The 17,954-nt window shown below is 55.9% G+C and carries 16 protein-coding genes; 12 read left to right on the top strand and 4 right to left on the bottom strand.

Annotation, left to right across the window (positions count from 1 at the left end):
* Positions 1 to 22 precede the first annotated feature (22 nt).
* From AC3QLZ_RS02170 to AC3QLZ_RS02155, 4 genes are all read left to right on the top strand, one after another.
* Complete coding sequence (locus AC3QLZ_RS02170; RefSeq protein WP_014237663.1) at positions 23 to 271, top strand: hypothetical protein; 249 nt, start codon at positions 23 to 25, stop codon at positions 269 to 271.
* A gap of 44 nt (positions 272 to 315) precedes the next feature.
* Positions 316 to 558 (top strand): hypothetical protein, encoded by a 243-nt coding sequence (locus tag AC3QLZ_RS02165; protein ID WP_014237662.1) that lies wholly within the window; start codon positions 316 to 318, stop codon positions 556 to 558.
* 113 nt (positions 559 to 671) lie between these two features.
* Positions 672 to 1,205 (top strand): flagellar basal body rod protein FlgB, encoded by a 534-nt coding sequence (gene flgB / locus AC3QLZ_RS02160; RefSeq protein WP_238526304.1) that lies wholly within the window; start codon positions 672 to 674, stop codon positions 1,203 to 1,205.
* Positions 1,202 to 2,512 carry an HD-GYP domain-containing protein gene (locus AC3QLZ_RS02155; protein ID WP_014237660.1) on the top strand — a complete coding sequence of 437 codons (1,311 nt, stop codon included), beginning with the start codon at positions 1,202 to 1,204 and terminating at the stop codon, positions 2,510 to 2,512. Before flgB ends, AC3QLZ_RS02155 begins: the two co-directional genes overlap by 4 nt.
* Positions 2,513 to 2,514: 2 nt before the next feature.
* Here AC3QLZ_RS02155 and copK read toward each other — a convergent pair whose 3' ends face one another.
* Entirely contained in the window at positions 2,515 to 2,796 is a 282-nt protein-coding gene (gene copK / locus AC3QLZ_RS02150; protein ID WP_014237659.1) for a periplasmic Cu(I)/Cu(II)-binding protein CopK, read from the bottom strand.
* 107 nt (positions 2,797 to 2,903) lie between these two features.
* Positions 2,904 to 3,296, bottom strand: coding sequence for a CzcE family metal-binding protein (locus AC3QLZ_RS02145; RefSeq protein ID WP_014237658.1), 393 nt, complete (start codon positions 3,294 to 3,296; stop codon positions 2,904 to 2,906).
* Between the two features lie 311 nt (positions 3,297 to 3,607).
* On the opposite strand from AC3QLZ_RS02145, the gene AC3QLZ_RS02140 reads away from it, so the two are divergent.
* From AC3QLZ_RS02140 to AC3QLZ_RS02130, 3 genes are all read left to right on the top strand, one after another.
* Positions 3,608 to 4,687 carry a DNA-binding protein gene (locus AC3QLZ_RS02140; RefSeq protein ID WP_416244267.1) on the top strand — a complete coding sequence of 360 codons (1,080 nt, stop codon included), beginning with the start codon at positions 3,608 to 3,610 and terminating at the stop codon, positions 4,685 to 4,687.
* A gap of 243 nt (positions 4,688 to 4,930) precedes the next feature.
* Positions 4,931 to 5,713 (top strand): hypothetical protein, encoded by a 783-nt coding sequence (locus AC3QLZ_RS02135; RefSeq protein WP_130458524.1) that lies wholly within the window; start codon positions 4,931 to 4,933, stop codon positions 5,711 to 5,713.
* Between the two features lies 1 nt (position 5,714).
* On the top strand, positions 5,715 to 6,164 hold the full coding sequence (locus AC3QLZ_RS02130; RefSeq protein WP_197739044.1) for a ribonuclease HI family protein: 450 nt from the start codon (positions 5,715 to 5,717) through the stop codon (positions 6,162 to 6,164).
* 47 nt (positions 6,165 to 6,211) lie between these two features.
* Here the strand turns inward: AC3QLZ_RS02130 and ccoG are convergent, their stop codons facing one another.
* Positions 6,212 to 7,618, bottom strand: a complete 1,407-nt coding sequence (ccoG, locus tag AC3QLZ_RS02125; RefSeq protein WP_414635386.1) for a cytochrome c oxidase accessory protein CcoG — start codon at positions 7,616 to 7,618, stop codon at positions 6,212 to 6,214.
* A 136-nt stretch (positions 7,619 to 7,754) separates the two neighbouring features.
* Between ccoG and AC3QLZ_RS02120 the strand changes: the two genes are divergently transcribed.
* The 5 genes from AC3QLZ_RS02120 to AC3QLZ_RS02100 all read left to right on the top strand — a co-directional run bounded on the left by AC3QLZ_RS02120 (position 7,755) and on the right by AC3QLZ_RS02100 (position 12,994).
* Positions 7,755 to 8,210 carry an Rrf2 family transcriptional regulator gene (locus AC3QLZ_RS02120; RefSeq protein ID WP_287874720.1) on the top strand — a complete coding sequence of 152 codons (456 nt, stop codon included), beginning with the start codon at positions 7,755 to 7,757 and terminating at the stop codon, positions 8,208 to 8,210.
* Positions 8,211 to 8,625: 415 nt separating this feature from the next.
* The gene (locus AC3QLZ_RS02115; protein ID WP_287874719.1) at positions 8,626 to 9,048 is read left to right on the top strand and encodes a hypothetical protein; all 423 of its coding nucleotides are present in this window, start codon (positions 8,626 to 8,628) and stop codon (positions 9,046 to 9,048) included.
* Between the two features lie 389 nt (positions 9,049 to 9,437).
* The gene (locus tag AC3QLZ_RS02110; RefSeq protein WP_287874718.1) at positions 9,438 to 10,007 is read left to right on the top strand and encodes a hypothetical protein; all 570 of its coding nucleotides are present in this window, start codon (positions 9,438 to 9,440) and stop codon (positions 10,005 to 10,007) included.
* Positions 10,000 to 12,021, top strand: a complete 2,022-nt coding sequence (locus AC3QLZ_RS02105; protein ID WP_287874717.1) for a hypothetical protein — start codon at positions 10,000 to 10,002, stop codon at positions 12,019 to 12,021. The genes AC3QLZ_RS02110 and AC3QLZ_RS02105 overlap by 8 nt, the downstream gene beginning before the upstream one ends.
* The gene (locus tag AC3QLZ_RS02100; protein ID WP_287874716.1) at positions 12,005 to 12,994 is read left to right on the top strand and encodes a hypothetical protein; all 990 of its coding nucleotides are present in this window, start codon (positions 12,005 to 12,007) and stop codon (positions 12,992 to 12,994) included. The genes AC3QLZ_RS02105 and AC3QLZ_RS02100 overlap by 17 nt, the downstream gene beginning before the upstream one ends.
* 1,477 nt (positions 12,995 to 14,471) lie before the next feature.
* Here AC3QLZ_RS02100 and AC3QLZ_RS02095 read toward each other — a convergent pair.
* Complete coding sequence (locus tag AC3QLZ_RS02095) at positions 14,472 to 17,945, bottom strand: DEAD/DEAH box helicase (protein ID WP_287874715.1); 3,474 nt, start codon at positions 17,943 to 17,945, stop codon at positions 14,472 to 14,474.
* Positions 17,946 to 17,954 lie beyond the last annotated feature (9 nt).

Genomic DNA, 17,954 nt, shown 5'->3' with positions numbered 1-17,954 from the left:
CCAAAACTCAGGAGTCAAGATCATGAAAATCTCTTCCCTCATCGCCGCCGTTCTTTTCGCCGGTGCCGCCATGTCTGGTGCCGCTTATGCCGATGACAAGGCAGGTGCCCCGAAAGCCGCCGAGGCCCAAATGGACAAGACCGCGAGCAAGCCGCATTCCCATGTCCAGGAAAAAACCGGCATGCCGCAAAGCATGCCGGATGCCAAGGCCGATAAACCAAACGCAGCTAAGGACAAGAGCAAGCACTACCATCCGCGAGATGGTAAATAACTGTCCAGCAAAGGCCCCGAAACCGGGGCCTGATTATTTCAGCCATGGATATCCGCAAGCCGGCAGAGCACGGCGATCGATGTGTATGTCGCACGCTTGCGCTTGCGGTCGGCAGTGACCCGAAGATGCTGACCTACAACTATTGTCGAACAGTGCTTCAGAAACGCTGGATTGTCGAATGCAATCATGGATGCCTTGCAGAGCCGGCCGTGGCGGCCAGCGATCTGAAATGGCATGACGGCGGCCAGATCGATCCGGTGAAGGCCATCCTGATCATGAACGAGTAATCGCTGCCATGGCGGGACTCCCATCCATTCCCCCGTCCGCCAACACTCCGTTACCTTCGGTTCAAGGTGGACATGAGGGGCATGGAGGAGCGCCGGGCAACATTGACAACGGAGTGTTCTCCGAAGCATTAAATCAGGCGATTGCCCAAAAAGCCAACACCCCCGGTGCCGGCCACGGTGCTCATGGCGGACAATTTCCCGGAATGGCATCCAACACGGCATCTGCCCATCCGAACCACTTCTCAGTCGGGCAAGGGGGTCATGCCGGCCATGATTTTCAGCAGAAAATGCTGGGGGTCCGTGTCTATCGGCAGCAGCTTCTGGCCTCGAACATCGCCAACGCCGATACGCCTGGCTACAAGGCCGTCGATATTGACATCGAAGAAGCCGCCCAAATCGTCAAAGGTGTATCGGGATCGCTGCCATTGGCTACCACCGCTACTAGCCATCTGTCAGGGGGAGTGCAGGCACCACCATTCCCCCTGAAGTACCATGTACCGTATCAAACTGCTGCCGATGGCAATACGGTGGAAATGGATACCGAGCGACAGAAATTCTCGGAAAATTCGCTGATGTACCAGTTTTCCCTGGATCGCGTCAGCGGGCATTTCAAACACTTCATGGAATTGCTGCAGAATTTAAGATGAGAACCTTTGCGCTTCCTGAAACCCCCCGGCAATTGCGCCGCATGTTGGCGCGGCGCCTCGGTATCGGTGCGCTTCTGGTTGGCAGTCTCGCGGGAGGTCTTGCCTACTGGGTCGAATCGTATCGCGTAGAACAGCGCACCCTTGAGCGCGCCATAGCGGGGGTCAGGCATTTCGAGTCGCCCGCCATGCAGATGACGGTCAGCGGAGAGAAAGGTGATGGCCATTCCGCGATAGCTCAGTTGCTGACCGATGAGTTTGTCGGGATTCGAGTTTTTGCGCCCAATACGGAGATGGTGTTTGATGCTTGGCGGCCAATCCCCGAGGCACTGAAAGAGATCGCCCGACAACAGCGCCATCCATGGCCGACACCTCCCGGCAGCCATAGCAAACGATTTTCGGTGGCGGGCGAAGAACTGGTTCAGGTCATTCTGCCGATGAGCACCAATGATGGCCGACTTGCCGGCTATGTTGAGGGAATCACCCTGGTGTCCCGCTCGGCGCTGCACGAGAGAGAACAGCAGATTCGCGGGGCTGTGCTGACGGCCTCGATATCTGTATTCGCAGCAGCGCTGTTGCTTTACCCGTTAATGTCAGGACTGCTGGGCCAAACGGTGGCATTGTCGTCTCGTCTCCTGGAGTCCAATCTTTCGTTGCTGCGTTCCCTTGGAAACGCCATCGCCAAGCGTGATGCGGACACCGACGCCCATAACTACCGGGTTACCTGCTATGCGGTCACACTTGCCGAAGCGCTGGGCGTTGGCAAAGAAACCATTGCCGAACTGGTGCTGGGTGCCTTTCTGCACGACGTTGGAAAAATCGGCATTCCGGATCAGATTCTGTTGAAACCGGGACGGCTGACCAGCGAAGAATTTCAGATCATGCAGACCCACGCCATGCTGGGCATCGAGATCGTCGCTGGCAATCCGTGGCTGGCTGGCGCAGAGAAGACCATCCGGCATCATCACGAACGCTTCGACGGAAAGGGCTATCCGGATGGTCTCATTGGCGAGGCGATCCCGCTAGCCGCACGGATTTTTGCCCTGGTCGACGTGTTTGACGCATTGACATCCGTTCGCCCGTACAAGCCAGCCTTGTCATTGGAAGAGACGTTGAGCATCATGGAACGGGAAGATGCCCAGCATTTCGACCCCAAGATTCATGCCGTCTTCCGGCAAGTTGCTCCGGTGCTATACGCACAAGGCCAATCCAGAGATCATGCCCAATGGAGTCAGGAATTGAAGGCGATGCTTGAACGGTATTTCAAAATGAGAACGACTCCCGAAGGAGCCGTGACTGCGGCAGAATAGTCTTAACCGCGACTACTCGCTGGGCGGAGAATATTCTCGAGGCGCATAACCTCATCACCGTGCATCAAGATTTTCTGGCCATCTTTGGTTTCCATCACGGTATCCTTCTTCATGCGGACCGTGCGGCCAAGTTTATCTTCCATGGCCATCTTTCCGTCTTTGAAGATATAAACCGTCGAGCCGTCTTTGAGTTCGATGGACTTCTCAACTTGGGATGCATCAACGGCATAGGCGGAAACACCCAGAGAACTCAGGGCTAGGATTGCGAGCATTTTCTTCAACATGTTCATCTCCTTAGAAAGTGTTGTACTGCAATGTGAATAGTAGGGGGGGGCTCCTGACAATTTGCCAACTGCTGGATGACGATTCCGTCACCCAGCAGTCAGGTTAATCAACCGCCCTGGTAGGCAGGGTTTTCGGTCACATACACGGTGATACCATCAGCGCCCGATACGATCTTGGAGAGCGGGAAGGAGGCGGTACCCAACGTATCGAAGGTCCAAACGACACTCTTGCCACCAAGATTGATCTTGATGGTCTCCAAGCGGGTGACGTTCAGATACTTGCTTCCGCTAGACAGCGTGACTTCGCGATCGGCATTTCTCGACGCAGCGTAGCCATACGGGGCCAGTTGATTGGCTGTGGGCGCGCCCTTGGCTTCTGAAACATGACTCAGCCAATGATTGGTGCCAGCCTCGGAATAATCCTCGTGAGCGTAGCTCGTTCCAGCTGCAGCAAAGCTAATCGCTGCAATCAGGGCCAGTTGGGAAAATTTCGTTTTCATGGTTCTCTCCTTGTGACATCGGGTTAATCGTGTCGGACTCATCTCGTCCAACCGTGATGCCATCTTAGGATTCCGATACCAACAAGAAGCTGACCCCTGCGTTACGTTTTTGAAAGTTTTCGTACGAAAATTGTCAGGAAGCAAACCGTTTATTTCGTTCCACTCTTACATGAGTTTTCCGCTCGATTGCTTATCACAACAAATAATCAACCATTATCGCGTCTTAGAATTACTGATTTTATGGTCTTGAATTACCTTGGTTTAGTATGTAATATCATATTACGTAATACGGTACGAAATTCGAGGATGCCATGGCCAGAGCCGGAATCTACAAATCAGAAGTCATCAGAGCGCGTAACAACCTATTGGCGACTGGGCGCTACCCGTCGATCGATGCCATCCGTAGCGAATTGGGGAATACCGGCTCGAAAGGCACGATCCACCGCTATCTGAAGGAAATCGAGGAAGAGGAAGGTGGGAGTACCGGTACTCAGGTTGCGGTCAGTGAAGCCATTCAAGACCTGTCAGCCAGGCTCGCCGAACGCTTGCATGAGGAAGCCGATCAGCGCATGGCGGCACTGACCGACAAGCACAAGGCGGAAATTTCTGCGCTGAACGACACTATTACCGCGCTACGTCATGAAGTCGAATCCTTCCGTAGCCAGTCTGAGCGCCAAGCCTTGGAGTTGGCGGCAGAAAAAACGGCCCACGCCGAAACCCTGGCCACGCTCCAGGAAGAGAGAATCGTTCGGGCGCAAATGACTCAGCACATCCAGGACATGGAGGGGCAACAGGCAAAGGATGAAGCGCACCGTGTATCAATGGAAGAAAAGCACCAGCATGCCAGAGAGGCTCTGGAGCATTTCCGCTCTGCGGCGAAGGAACAACGGGAGCAGGATCAGCGACAATTCGAGCAGCAGATTCAGTTCTTGCAGGGCGAACTGCGTGCAGCCAAGGAAACGGTGAACGCGAAACAGCAGGAACTCATCCGCAGCCACCAGGATAATGCCCGTCTTTCCAGCGAGCAGACCCATCTTCGTAGCGAGTTGCATCGTTTGGAAACTGAGATTCGTCCGCTACGCACAACCCGAGAAAATCTGGCCGTTTCCGAACTGAAGAATCAACAATTGGAAGAGCGCTTGGCTCAGACTACCGCACGCGTTGATGAATTGCTCGTGGAAAATCAAAGCTGTGCAGAAAAGTTACAAGATGCGAATCAAGCCGGACTCCGCCTGGAGACTGAATTGACCGCAGCGAGGGCGGTGTTGGTCAGCCAGGAACAAATCCTGCAAAAGCTTACCGTCAGTCAGACACCGGTAACGAAAAACAGCGGGCAGCGCAAAGGAAGTGCCGAGAACCAAGAATCGCTCTTTGACCCGGACAAGCAATGAGGGGGGGGGCAGCGTTGACCAGATTTTTTGCACTAAATCCGATGGTTAGCAGAAGTTTTCGAGGATTTCACACGAATCCCGGCCGCCCCTCTACGACGAGGAAGCCGAGCGCAATCCGGTATTCCGCAAGATCTATAACGACTGGCAGCGCTTCCGCAGCCAGCAACAGGCCTGGTTCCGCATCGGCGAAACCGGCATCGAAAACTTCATGTATTCGCAGAACCTGCAGAAATAAGAGTCCCCATGGAAGAACAGACCCTGAACGATCCCGTCGCCGACCTGGCGCCCCACGCCCTGCAACGGGAAGCTGCCCGCCTGGCCCAGGAGGCCTTTGCCCTGGCTTTCCGCCAGACTCTGGAGGGCAAGGGGGAAGAGCGGCCCCAGATCATCGCCCAGATCGTCCAGCGCCTCATGGGCTGGGCCAACGACAAGCGGGAAGGGGAGGCGGGCGACCACCATGCCGGCCGCCACCTGCGCCAGGCCATGCTGCTCAGCGGCCTGGATCAGTGGGGCCTGGCCTATGCCCAGGTCTACGGTCCCAGCGCCATGACCGGCCTCTCGGCCATGGTGGCCGGCCTGCGCGCCGGCCTGGACGGGGCGGGGGAGAGCGAAGGCTACCAGGCCTTCTTCGAGCGCCTGGTGAACGAGGAAACGGCGGCCTTCAGCTTCAAGTCCGACCTGCGCCAGGCCATCCACATGGCCCTCTGGCACACCATGATCGCCACGGAAAACCGGGGTGAAGCCCTGCAATTGCTGCAGCAGCTGGGCGGCATGATGCTGGCCTTGCCCCAGGCCATGCCGCAGCACGGCTGGATGATCCTGGCCAACACCCTGGCCGACATCCAGATCCGCTGCCTGGCCCACGCCCTGGCGGCGGAAGGCCTGGGCCAGGAAATGACCCAGGAGCTGTTCGGCGCCCTGGCCAAGCAGTTGCCGGGGGAACTGCGTTCCCAGGTGATGGGCAATGCGGCCCGCACGGTGCTGGAATGGCAGCAGACCAACCGGGCCCAGGGCACGGTGCATTAAGGTGGAGGCAGGGGAGGGCTGGCAGGCCTGGTTCGACGGCGCGGCGGCCCCCAATCCGGGCCGCATCGGTTTGGGCGGGCTGCTGCTGTCGCCCGGCGGCGCCCGGCAGGAGCTTTCCCTGCGTCCGGGGCAGCTGGGCTGCAATAACGAGGCGGAGCTGCTGGCCCTGGCCGAGGTGCTGGATCTGGCCTGGGCCGCGGGGGCGCGGCGCCTGACGGTGCGCGGCGACAGCGATTTTGCGGTACGCCACCTGCAGGGACAGGCCCATACCGCGGTGCCCCATCTGGCAGAACTGTTGCAGACCGTGCTGGCCAAGGCGGCCCGTTTCGAGGCGGTGCAGTTTCTCTGGGTGCCACGGCACCGCAACGGCGAGGCCGATCGCCTATCCCGTCAGGCCCTGGGGCTGACGACGGAACCGGTGCAACGCCCCATCAGCAAACGCCGCCGTTAGGCCATCCTGGCCGGGGCAGGGCGGAGAAGACCGCCCCTGGCCGATCTTCAGGGCATCCAGAATTTGGTTTTTTCCGTCACCCGGATGCTGGCGTCAGCCTCGTCCTGCACCGTCAGGGTGATGGGATGGGCGCCCTTGTCGGCGCTACCCGCATCCACCCGGATTTGCAGCGTCAACGTGCCGGTGGACGCCGCTGCCAGGGACACCTGGGCCGGCTGGCTGAGGCGGATGCCCTCGAGGCCGGCCACCTGCACGGTGTAGCGCCGGGGCTGCTCGCTGGCATTGACCAGCTGCAGCTGGTAGTTGTTTTCGATGCTGCCATCGTCCGCCTCCCGGGCCAGGGTACTGCGGTCCCGCAGCACGTCCACCTTGAGGGGCACCCGGGTGGCCAGGGACCAGGCCGTGGCCCCGGTCAGGAGGAAGAACACTGAGGCATAGACGATGGTGCGCGGACGCAGGGCGCGGCGGATGATCTCGCTGCGGCCGAAGTGCTGCTTGACGGCGTTTTCCGTGGAATAGCGGATCAGGCCCCGGGGGTATTCCATCTTGTCCATCACCTGGTCGCAGGCATCGATGCAGGCAGCGCAGCCGATGCATTCGTTCTGCAGGCCGTCCCGGATGTCGATGCCGGTGGGGCACACCTGGACGCAGATGCCGCAATCGACGCAATCACCCAGGCCCTTTTCCTTGGCATCGGCGCCTTTCTTGCGGGTGCCCCGGGGATCGCCCCGCTCGGCGTCGTAGGTGATGATCAGGGTGTCCGGATCGAACATGACAAACTGGAAGCGGGCGTAGGGGCAGATGTACTTGCACATCTGCTCCCGCAGGAAGCCGGCATTGCCGTAGGTGGCAAAGCCATAGAAGGCGACCCAGAAAGCCTCGTTGAGGGTTGGCCGCAGCTGCCACAGGTCCGCCACCAGTTCCCGGATGGGCACGAAATAGCCGACGAAGGTAATGCCGGTCCAGAAGGAAAAGGCCAGCCAGGCGCCATGCTTGGCCGTCTTGATGCCCACCTTACGGGCATCCCAGGGCGCTGCGTCCAGCTTCATGCGCTTGGGCCGGTCACCCTCGATCACCTTTTCGATCCACAGGAAAATTTCCGTATAGACGGTCTGGGGACAGCTGTAGCCGCACCACAGGCGGCCGGCCAGGGTGGTAAAGAGGAACAGGGCGAGGGCGGAGAGGACCAGCAGGATGGCCAGGTAGATGGTGTCCTGGGGCCACAACACCAGGTCGAAAATGTAGAAACGGCGGGCGTCCAGGTCGAACTGCACCGCCGGACGGCCGTTCCAGGGCAGCCAGCAGAGGCCGAAATAGACCGCCTGGGTCAGCCACACCAGGCCCCAGCGCCAGTTGGCGAACCAGCCCGAGATGGAACGCGGATACACCTTCGCGTCGGACTGGAACATCGGTTGAATCGGGATGACTTTGGGCGCTTTGGGAGGCTGGGACATGGGGAAAACGCAAAGACATGGGCGGTTGGAGCAAAGCGTCCGTCACCCAAAAGATTGAAATTTCGTATATCTTTAATGTAACAGGCGCATCAACCTAAATCAATACAACAAATATATCTTTACGGTGTGAACAGTCATGAAGCTCAGTACCTTTTCCGATTACAGCCTGCGGGTGCTCATCTACCTGGGCCTGCACCCCGAACGCCTGGCCACCGTGGCCGAAATCACGGCCGCCTTCGGCATCTCCCGCGGGCACCTGATGAAGGTGGTGCACCAACTGGGCAAGGCCGGCTATCTGGAAACGGTACGGGGCAAAGGCGGCGGCATACGGTTGGGCCAGGCGTCGGAGCAGATCGTCCTGGGACGGGTCATTCGCCACACGGAAGGCGACATCAGCCTGGTGGAGTGTTTCAGCACCGGTTCCGACTGCCGCATCCAGCCGGCCTGTCGCCTGAAGGCCATACTGGCCGAAGCCCTGGCGGGGATGTTCCTGGTCCTGGACAGTTACACCCTGGCGGATCTACTGCAGCAACCCCAAGCCCTGGAAGCGTTGATCGGCTGCGAAAGTCAGGTCACGGTGAGCGCAGGCTGATGCCGTCGTTAGGGCAGCGTCAGCCGATCGGTAGCTGGTACCGGGAGCCCAGAAGCACCGGTAGTTCGCTCCACTAATAGCTATTCTGATGCTTTGCAAAAGAGTTAAAAATAACCAACAGGTTATCTTTTTCTTCTCCAACTTTTAGTGGTGTTTTTTTACGACAATGGGTTAGTTTGCACGTGCGATGTCAGGAAAACATGGGCTTAGGTGAACGCGGAAGTCACCCAATTCACTAAATATTGATGCCTATTCGCCAATGTGCAGAGTCAGGGCTTTCTGACTCTGGTATAAAAATTCCAGAAAATTGCAAAAGTTCGTTGTGTTGCATTAAATAATGTAGTTGAAACAAATGCTTAGCTAATATAGGCTGGTGGGTAGGTTTAAACCAATCCGTCAAGAAAGACCAGCCGCGATGAGTAGCCTGATTGGAGATTTTTCTCAGAAGAGACTGCTTAATTTTGGCTTACGCCAGTACGAGGTGGAAAGGGTGTTTGGCTATGAACACCCCCACACTTTTGCTATTGAGGTGTGTCTTCACTCTCCGAGTCAGGAATTCTTGAGCCGATTTACCAAATGGCTTCATTTGAATGAAGTCGAATTTAGCGAAATTCTGCAAGCGGCCAAAAAGTTTCGTCGTCAGTTGGTGCTCCCGAAACAAGGTTCTTTAGAAAAATATCAGCTCTGTAATGAGCTTGGGGAAAAAATCGACCGTTTATATCCAGGAAAAATCGTTGCCATCCGCCAGCGATTAAGGCCGAACGAAAAAAGCAAGGGGAAAAATGACGGACGTGCGTTACTCCTTTACCAGCTCATAAATCAGGAGACGAAAATGTAGACGGGACAATCCTCACGGCTTGTCCCGTCTGGGGCGAGATCGCCCGGTGAATTTACAGCTAGTTGGCGCTTGTTAGTATCTTTGCCACGCGGTTTTCGGTCAAGACCGTGTTCAATATTCCTCAGATCGTTAATCGAACTTCAGGTTTTTTCCTGAAGAGTAGGTCGTTTTTTGTCTCAAATTGGTAGTGCAGCCTAAGCGGGGACAACTCCGGATTCATATTTTGAAGCGTATGACATTACTTCTCAGTATGGGTGGATATCATGAGTACGATAGGCCATGTGCAAATACATCAAGCCCCCACTACGATTCGTCTTGCAGTGGCAGAGCGGGGCCATAAGCTGCATAACTTGTGGTCAGTGTGGTCATACAAACTGCAAATATCCTGTTTGCTGCCATCGGATCCCGCACTGTTTCACTTTGCACTTTTGGAATCTGATCTGAGAGTGCGTTCTTATGAACTGGAAGCGCCATCACTCGCCATTCGCCTCAACCACGAAGTTGTTGGAACGAGATTTGATGCCGAAGTACATTTCAAAGACGGGACGGTTGCCTGGGATGAAGTAAAAGGCGACGTTGAAGCGATAGATGACGCACAGCAAAAACAGCTGGAAGCGCAGGCAAAATTGGCGGCCGCTCATCAAGTTTTGTATCGCCTTTTTACTATCAACGAACTAAAACCCCATACCACACGCGTTTGGAATTGCCTGCGCATGCTGCAGGTGCTCCAAGCCGCAAAAGAATTTTCCGTGGCTGGTGCCAGAACACTTGTGCTCTCACGTTTATGCGGGGGAGTAGCATCGATCGGAGAGTTGATTGAAACAGGCGGTGACGATAGGGGAATCACGCTAGCTGCTATCTTCGGGTTAATGTTGGACGGCAGCGTTCTCGGCGACCTTGAATCCACGCCGCTAACTTTGGCCACAAAACTGCACCGCATGGAGGACCTCCATGCGTAAGAACACAGTATTACAGCGCATTCCATCTACTCGGCGTGACATACGTACTTGGCCTTCTGTCGATGCTTATGCGCTTCCTGAGGAAAAACGTGAGGATTTTCTACGGAATCGGAAAGCCATTACGGCTTTGCTCGCCCAAGCCTCTTACCGAGAAATCACCAAGGAAACCGGGGTTTCGAGTGCGAAGGTCAGGCGCCTGCTAGCAAAATGTCTTCAACCCGATGGAAACGGTGATATCTGCGGAGAACGTGGTCTTTTACCTTTTATTCATGTGCGGCCCTATATCCGAAGAACGAGGGTTGCCCGGATGGAGGGTGCGGGCCGTGGCGGTTGCTCCGGTGCATTGACTCAACTGTTTGACGAGTTTCCTGAGCTGGAAGAGCGCATCGAGCAGGAGATTCTCAAACGATTACCAGCAGGGGTCAAAGTTGCTGAAGCCAAAATTTCGATTGTCGATTTACATCGAGTCTTCCTCCAGCTATGCGAGAAAGTCGGCCGCAATGCAGACCAACAATGGCCTTTCAACACAAAAACCAAGGGGCGAACGTCGCTCATCAACTATGTCAAAAGAGTGGGGCAGAAGAAACCGCATCAATTCATCCGGGCGCGTTATGGTAAGGATGCGGGTACTCGCCTCCATGTTGGCAGCGGACATAGTTCTCTGTTGTCCCCTCAGCTGCCTTACGACATTGTCGGAATTGACGAATTTACGTTCGACCTGATTACAACGGTTGCTATTCCAATACTGGGCGGAGGTGTCAGGGACGTTGCGATAGAGAGGATTCATGTAGTCGTCGTCATTGAGTTGGTATCGAAAGCGATCTGCAGTTGGTACGCGTTTTTCACCAATTCAGTGACTTCACGCGACATCAGGCATGCGATTCAGAATGCCCTGAATCCCTGGAAGCCGAAGGAGTTCTCTATTAGCGGCCTGACGTATGGCCACCCGGATGCGGGACTGCCGAGCGGACTCATCCCCAGTCTTGCCTACCATCCCTGGACGGTCTTGGTTGTCGACAACGCCCTTGCTCATCAGGATATCGGGCTGCTGTCGGATCTCGGTGAGGTTATCGGAAGTTTCATCAATTTGGGACCGGTGGGGGCCTGGTATAGAAGAGCGGATGTCGAACGAAAGATTCTTGAAGTTCTCAGGTCATCCGCTCAGCGACTGCCAAGCACCACCGGATCAAGCCCGGTTGATGCGCGGAAAAATGATCCAGTACAAACTGCGGTCAAGTTGCGCATTCGCTGGTCTGAAGTGCTTCAACTGATTGAAGTAGTGATCGCTCAGCAAAATGCGATCCCAAGTGAAGGCATCGGCATGCTCACACCAATTGAACTCTTGCGCCAGTTGGTAACCGATCCTTGTCAGCATTTCCTGTTAAGAACGTTGCCCTCAGAGCGGCATGTAAGCAACTGCCTATCTGTTGTTTATGAGGAGGTCGTTGTCCGCGGCTCACAAAGGGTAGGTAGGAGGCCATATATCAATTTGGACCGGGCTCGATATACCAATCCAATACTTGCAAAGTCTTGGCATCTGATCGGCCATAAACTCCGGATTGCCATAGACGAGGACGATTTTCGGAGCGTCGAGGCAAGCGTCATGGATTCCGGTATAAAACTAGGAATGCTCATCGCGCAAGGCCCCTGGTCTCGAACACCGCACACGCGGGAAATGCGTCGGGCAATCAATCGGTTGAAACACCTAAGAACCCTTGCAATACCACCTCATGCAGATCCGGTGGCTGCATATCTAGCGCATCTTGCGGCCAAGGCCGCTACTGAGGGCGGTGCGGAGACTAAACACAAGCGAGTCTCCAAAGCAGGAACTCGGCTTGCCGAAATCGACCATCGCACTGGCGTAACTGCCGCAAGTCTGAGCAAGCCTAATGCCGAGCGTCCGGATTTACCTTCGCTTGCGCTACCATCTGAAGTAGCCCGCTCGGAACTGCGCGATTTGTTGTGGCAGAGCGAGTTGGATGGAGGGGGGGAGCAAGATGAACTCCATCGTTGACCGAGGGGAAATCTGGGAGCGACATCCGGTCAAGTTACGCCAAATTACTTATCCGACGCAAGCTTCAGAACACCTCCTTCGCAGTTGCGAACACGCTATCCGGGCTCGCACCAAAGGCTTTGTCGTTGTTTCCAAACCGCTGATGGGGTTGACGACGGCACTCCGCATTTTAGTTGCTGGATGGCCAAAGCTTTACTCCGAAATTCCCATCGCGCTTGTTCGGTCCCCAGGGGCAACGGTCTATCACCCTGTGAGATTCTGGTCCTCGCTGGTCACCCAACTCATTCCGAATCTTGCGACATGGCGTAATCCCGATGCGCTTCGTCTCGGCCTCTTAAGGAATCTCCTTACGAGAGCCAATGCACACGATAGTGACCGTCTTCTATTGATCGTTGATCGCGCTCATACCTTGCTGCCCGAGGAGTTGTTGCAGCTGGCAGTATTTCAAGATGACCTAGCCGACGAGGGAACGAATCTTGTGGTCGCGCTAGCGGGATATGAATCATTGCGGACGATAAGGGACTGTTTACATGATGAGGCTAGGGAGGAGCCTGTCCGACGCTATTTTGAGAACGAACATTACCTCTACGGAATAAGAAGTTCTCAAGAACTCGCCTATTTTCTCGAGTCCTTCGATAAATGTCGGTTTCCTCAAGGCAGCGAATGGCCAATCTCACGATTCTGCTTTCCCAAGGCATTTGACCGTGGATGGCGTCTTTGGCATGAGGCGGCGAGGGCGTGGTCTATTTTCTCGGGTTATGCAATTCGGGAAGGGGTGCCCGCTGAAGTGGAAATGCAATACGTCACCGAAACGGCTTGTTCCTTGCTGGAATCTGCATATCAGCGAGGGAGCGGGGCGCTGCCACCAGATGAGGATGCGTGGCGTATTGCCGTTCAATCCAGTGGTCTGATCAGTTCGCGAGCGATGCTGAGTCAGATGCCAGAGAGTAAAGCGCCAAGGAGACGGAGATGAGTCTTGGGCAAGAGGCATCATGGAACTGGAGTCCTCGTTGGCATCTGTATGGCGATTCTATGGTGGGCATATTGCTCCGCTTTGCTTACGCGAACGCCCTCTCTCCTCAGTCACTTAAAGGGCTGATTTCCTATACGTCAGTGGTTTCTCCACTGGGACGTCCTCTTTATTGCACCGGGAACATCGGTGAGGAGTGGAGTCGGTTCTGCACTGCCGTGGGGATGCCCCTCCATGAAGCAAAGAATGCGCTTCTGGGGGACATCCTAGAAATCCTAAGGGGGACCCCTGTTGTCGCCCAACGCCTACGGTTCTGCTCTGAATGCCTAAAAGTCGGCTACCACGCTCGGTACTTCCAAATTCTCGCCCTACAAGAATGTCCGATTCATCATCGGCCACTACGTGACACATGCCCAAGCTGCGGATCTGTCACCCCGTTCTTCAGGGTTTGCCGAGAGCTTATGAGTCAAGTGTATTGCTGCTGGAAGTGCAATGCTTTGTATGCGAGCTCCAGTGTGTCGATACAAACATACTTCAATCCCGGATTGGAGACTGATCGGCTCCGGGAGATATGGCAACCAATTGATCAGTGGCTGTCGGCATTTCGTGAGGTAGATCTTAATTTTGCTTCATTACGAGAATGGGTTATCGAGTACGCTGGCGAATACCGTGCTGAACGCGAAGTCGACGCCGTGTACGTGTTGAACGCTATTCGACCATTGCCGGCAGGTCCCTTCGTTTGGCAGACGCCTTCTTTGCCTCGGAAATGCCTTTACTTTGCCGAAGGTGGCGCGCTTCCAAAGCGGCCACGCGCGACCGAAGGATATGTCGCAGCGGCTTATTCGGAGGCGAAGAAGGGGATTGAGCGGCGGCTAACGCCAGATAGGTTAGCAATCCTCCTTCAGCAGTGTCGAGAGCTGGGGTGGTCGTGCGTGAAGCCGGATACAGGGATGAGTGCGGCAGAGCTTGCCTACGTACTGTGGCGAGTGCAATTTGAAAGCTTGTCTACCCCGGAATTGATGGGTAGAACAGGAGAGCGAGAGGATGTTTTCATCGGTCAGGACCTGATCCCATTCGCGTTGGGGAACTTGAAGCCTGCGGGCTGGAAGATATTTTTCTGGGCGGCTTATCGAGGTTTGGTCTTTGATGTCGAGCGTGCCATCCTAAAGGGGGATTACGTGGCGGACCTCGCACGCGGAGGGGCTCTTCGACAGTTCTGTGTTCTCTCAAGCACGAGCCTACGTGCCACCGGGAGGGGAGTAATCGCTTATCCAGTACCGAAATTCTAGTCGTAGGCTCTCTGCTGATCCCTAAGGGAATAATGTCAAACGAAATGGGGCCGGGGAGGATGCCCTATTTCCGCTCCTCGGCCATTGCTGCCGTTAGTGGCGGCTCCCTCGAGTGACCGGTGTTAGGCGAGTTGTGGGCACTGAACATCTGCGGGCTCTATGGAATCCATGAAGCCACTTTTGTTACACCGCTAAGTATTTGCCTTATGGCGGTTTTTCTTAGTCTGCTGCGCCGCATTGTGGTGTGGTACCTCATTCTTGTGCGGGGGGCGGACAGCTATGAAGGCAGCGCGATCGATAATTTGGCTGAATAATGGCTGCTTGCTGCGTGATTCCTGATCGCGCAGGAATCCACTGGCACCGAAAAAAACCAAATTCTCGCGGGCCCGCGAGCATGTCACGTTCAAGCGCTGCCGATCCAGCAGAAAACTGATGGCCCCATCCGTGCGAACCGTCGAATAGAGCACGATATCGGCCTCACTACCCTGGAAATTGTCCACCGTGTCAACTTCGATCGACATGACGTCATGCAGCCGTGCATCTGTCGCCGCCAGGGCTGCCAGCAGTCTTGCAATTGATCGCTTTTGGGCGCCATAGGGGGTTATGATGGCCAATGTCTTCTTCTTGAACGCGCTGCCTTCGTCCTCCTTGCGTTTCACCAGCGGAACCATGGCCACCTGCAGATAATGCAGGATAGCCTTCGCTTCCCCTTCATTCAACAGGCTGGGTCCCTTGCCATTCTCTTTTGTCTGCCTTCCGTGCGGCACGTCAACCCAGCGAAGGGGATGGTCCGGGTCAAGGAATCTTTGGCGGTCATGCACCATACCGTTGAATAGGCGCCGCTCCCCCTGATCCGTATAGAACAGATCGGCCACTAGGTCACCAATTGGCTCAACCATGCGATATTGCTCACGCAACATGCCCCGGCATCCGTCAGGCAGATTCGTATACAGCCGTTCGAAGAAACTCGTCTTGAGGAAGGTTTCATTCAGGAACGGCAGGGTCTCCCGGGCGTCGGCTTCTCGAAGTTCCGCGGCAATGCTCGGCGGCAACTGGAAATGGTCTCCGATAATGATCGCTTTGCGGGAGCGCATCAGCGGAATCAGCATCTCCGGCACGGTAGAGCGTCCGCCCTCGTCTACGATGCACACGTCAAAAATCAGCCGGTCTGCGCCATGGCGGCGCGAAGCCATGCCCACGCACGTGGCCCCCACCAGGGGGTAGTCGTTTACCAGTAATTCCGTCAGCTCTTCGTCGAATCGTGGACGTCCGTCGCCCCCGGGCGAATACACGCTTTCAATCCAGTCTTGGACCCAAGCAGCGCGCGCATCCATATGCAGTGTGACGGAACGGCTGTACTCCTGCTGACGCCTCATGAGGTAATCGCTAAGGATGGTCTCCGTAATGTTCGGATGCAGGCATGCCTGCACCTTACTGGCATCACTCGCCATCCGCACGACGCTCTTGCGACGATCTGGATAGCGTGCCAGATAGCGATCCAGCGCATTATCCACGGCAGTATTCTGTTGTGAAACCACCAACACCCGACTCTCCGGCGCTGCCGCGAAAATCTGATACAGCAACTCGACGATGCAGGTGGTCTTCCCCGTTCCGGGCGGCCCCTGGATCAAATACAGGTTGGACTCGGTAAGCGCCTCTTCGACGATACGCTTGGCAACAGCCGCCTTGTCGGGTTCCTGCCAATTCTTGTCCTGCCAATGCAAGCCCAGGCGAACCCGGGCTTCCCAGACCGGATCTGGTTGCGGAACATAGCTTGCCGGCATGAGAAGAATCTGCTGCAAGACCGGATTCTGCAGGCGGCCGCTCATGAAGGACTGCAGGGCCTCGCGCTGCCGCCCCAGGTTGGACAATTCTCCGCTTAGTGGGAAACGCAAACGCAACTGCACCGTCTCGATCCGTTCGTACCGCTCGTATGGGCTCGGACGCCTGATACCTGTATGCGAGAGCCGGAATAGCCCTTTTCCCAGGGATTCTGGCAATCCGTTCAACTCACCTATGCGCAGCCATCGCTCACCCGCGGCGCTCATGTACTGCTCTTCAAGAAACAGCTTCGGCTTAGACAATGCCTTCTCGATCAAGCATTGAAGGTCTGACCGAAGATTGGTTGCGCACAGGCAATCCCATTGCCCCTCATCCGGGTCTCGATCAGGAGTTAGCCAGAATGTCACGTATCCGTTCTCTTCCAGCAAATAATCGGTAACTTTGCTCCACCGGCTGAAGAACTCCCCAGCAGCCTTGCGGCCCGGCACATCCTCGCCGTAGCGTGTCTGCTGACTGCAGAACTGCAGGAATTCCTGGAATCTCAGCGCATCGCAGAATACATGGTCTCTGAATCGCTGGTCGATCAGGCGCACCGCAAATGGCAATTCGTCCAATTCAACACTGCCGATGCTGGTACGCGCCGTGGCGACGAGTTGTAGCTGGGTGCTGCCAGGGCCAGCTTCCGCCTCGACTTGCCATGCCCCGATTTGCAGCGTGACGCAAAAACGGTCATCCCGCTCGACGCAACTGCTCAAACACCAAACCGCTCCTTGAGCAACTTCCTCTATCAGCGGGTACAAGTCATGCTTGGTGGCATCCGCATGTAGAAAAACTAGAGCGCTGCCGCTGCTTTTGCCGCCTACGTCCAGCGATTCTCGATGCTGCGTGACCGTTGTATTCCCGTTGCTGAGAAGCAGGTCGTAGTAATGAAGGAAGACTTCGATCTTCTCTCCCGGAAAATAGTGCTTGCCTGGGAAACTCGATTCAGACTTCGGCAGGAAGGCGGGTAGGCCGCCATTGAGCCCCTGCTGCCTATCTACGGGGCAAAAACCAGGGTGGCACTGCACAATATATCCATCACCAAACATGTCATGGCGCTTTGCCTGACGAACGATCCCTGTGCACGGCAGTTGCTCCAGGACGTGGTCCACGTAGAGCGCGCCGCGAAGAATGCAGGCCTTAAAGAAGTACGGATTTTTCTGTGCCAACAATTGCACCGGTACTGCTTCTTGGTCCGGATACTGAAGCATCAGCGCGCGCTGCGTTGCATCGCTGTAGTCGCTGCCTACACGTTCCTGTAAAAGCTCGAGCATCTGGCCGTAGCCGTTACGAATGCGGTCAAGTTCCTTAACCGAAGCCAAGGCAACCTTGCCGCCGTAGTACCAGTCCTCCGGCAAGCGTACCGATGGGTCCGGAAAATCGATCAGTGTCTCGAACCGCCCATGTTCCGCCAGCCACTCCTGCTGTTTCAAATACCAGTCGCAATAGTTACCGTAGGCCTTTAGACGGTTTCCCGTGTCCTCCAGGCGTGCTTGCAGCAAGCGCAACGCATTGCGGCGGTAGGGGCTGATGGTGAGATCGCTCAGGCTAGCCTTCAGAGTGGAGGCCAGTTTCTGGAACTCCTGCAGCGGCGTATTCACGCGTTCCTGGAAACGAAGGCAATATTCACGACGAGTGGCCGCCATCTCGGTGGCCAGCTGTTTTCTCTTGATCGCCCGCCTGCGCCGGTCGTCATCCATGCTGGCACTGTACTGCCTGCGCAACTCTGCATTCCTGCCTCGTAGCTCTTCCTGTAGCGCCTCTTCTTCGTCGGTCATCCTATCGTACAGATAGGCCACCACCGATGCGCCGATGACGATGCCTGCGAAAACTACTGGGAGCATGTGCTGCCC

This window comes from Azospira sp. MPR-LB4, from assembly GCF_058809525.1.
This window is presented reverse-complemented; position numbering and strand designations above follow the sequence as displayed.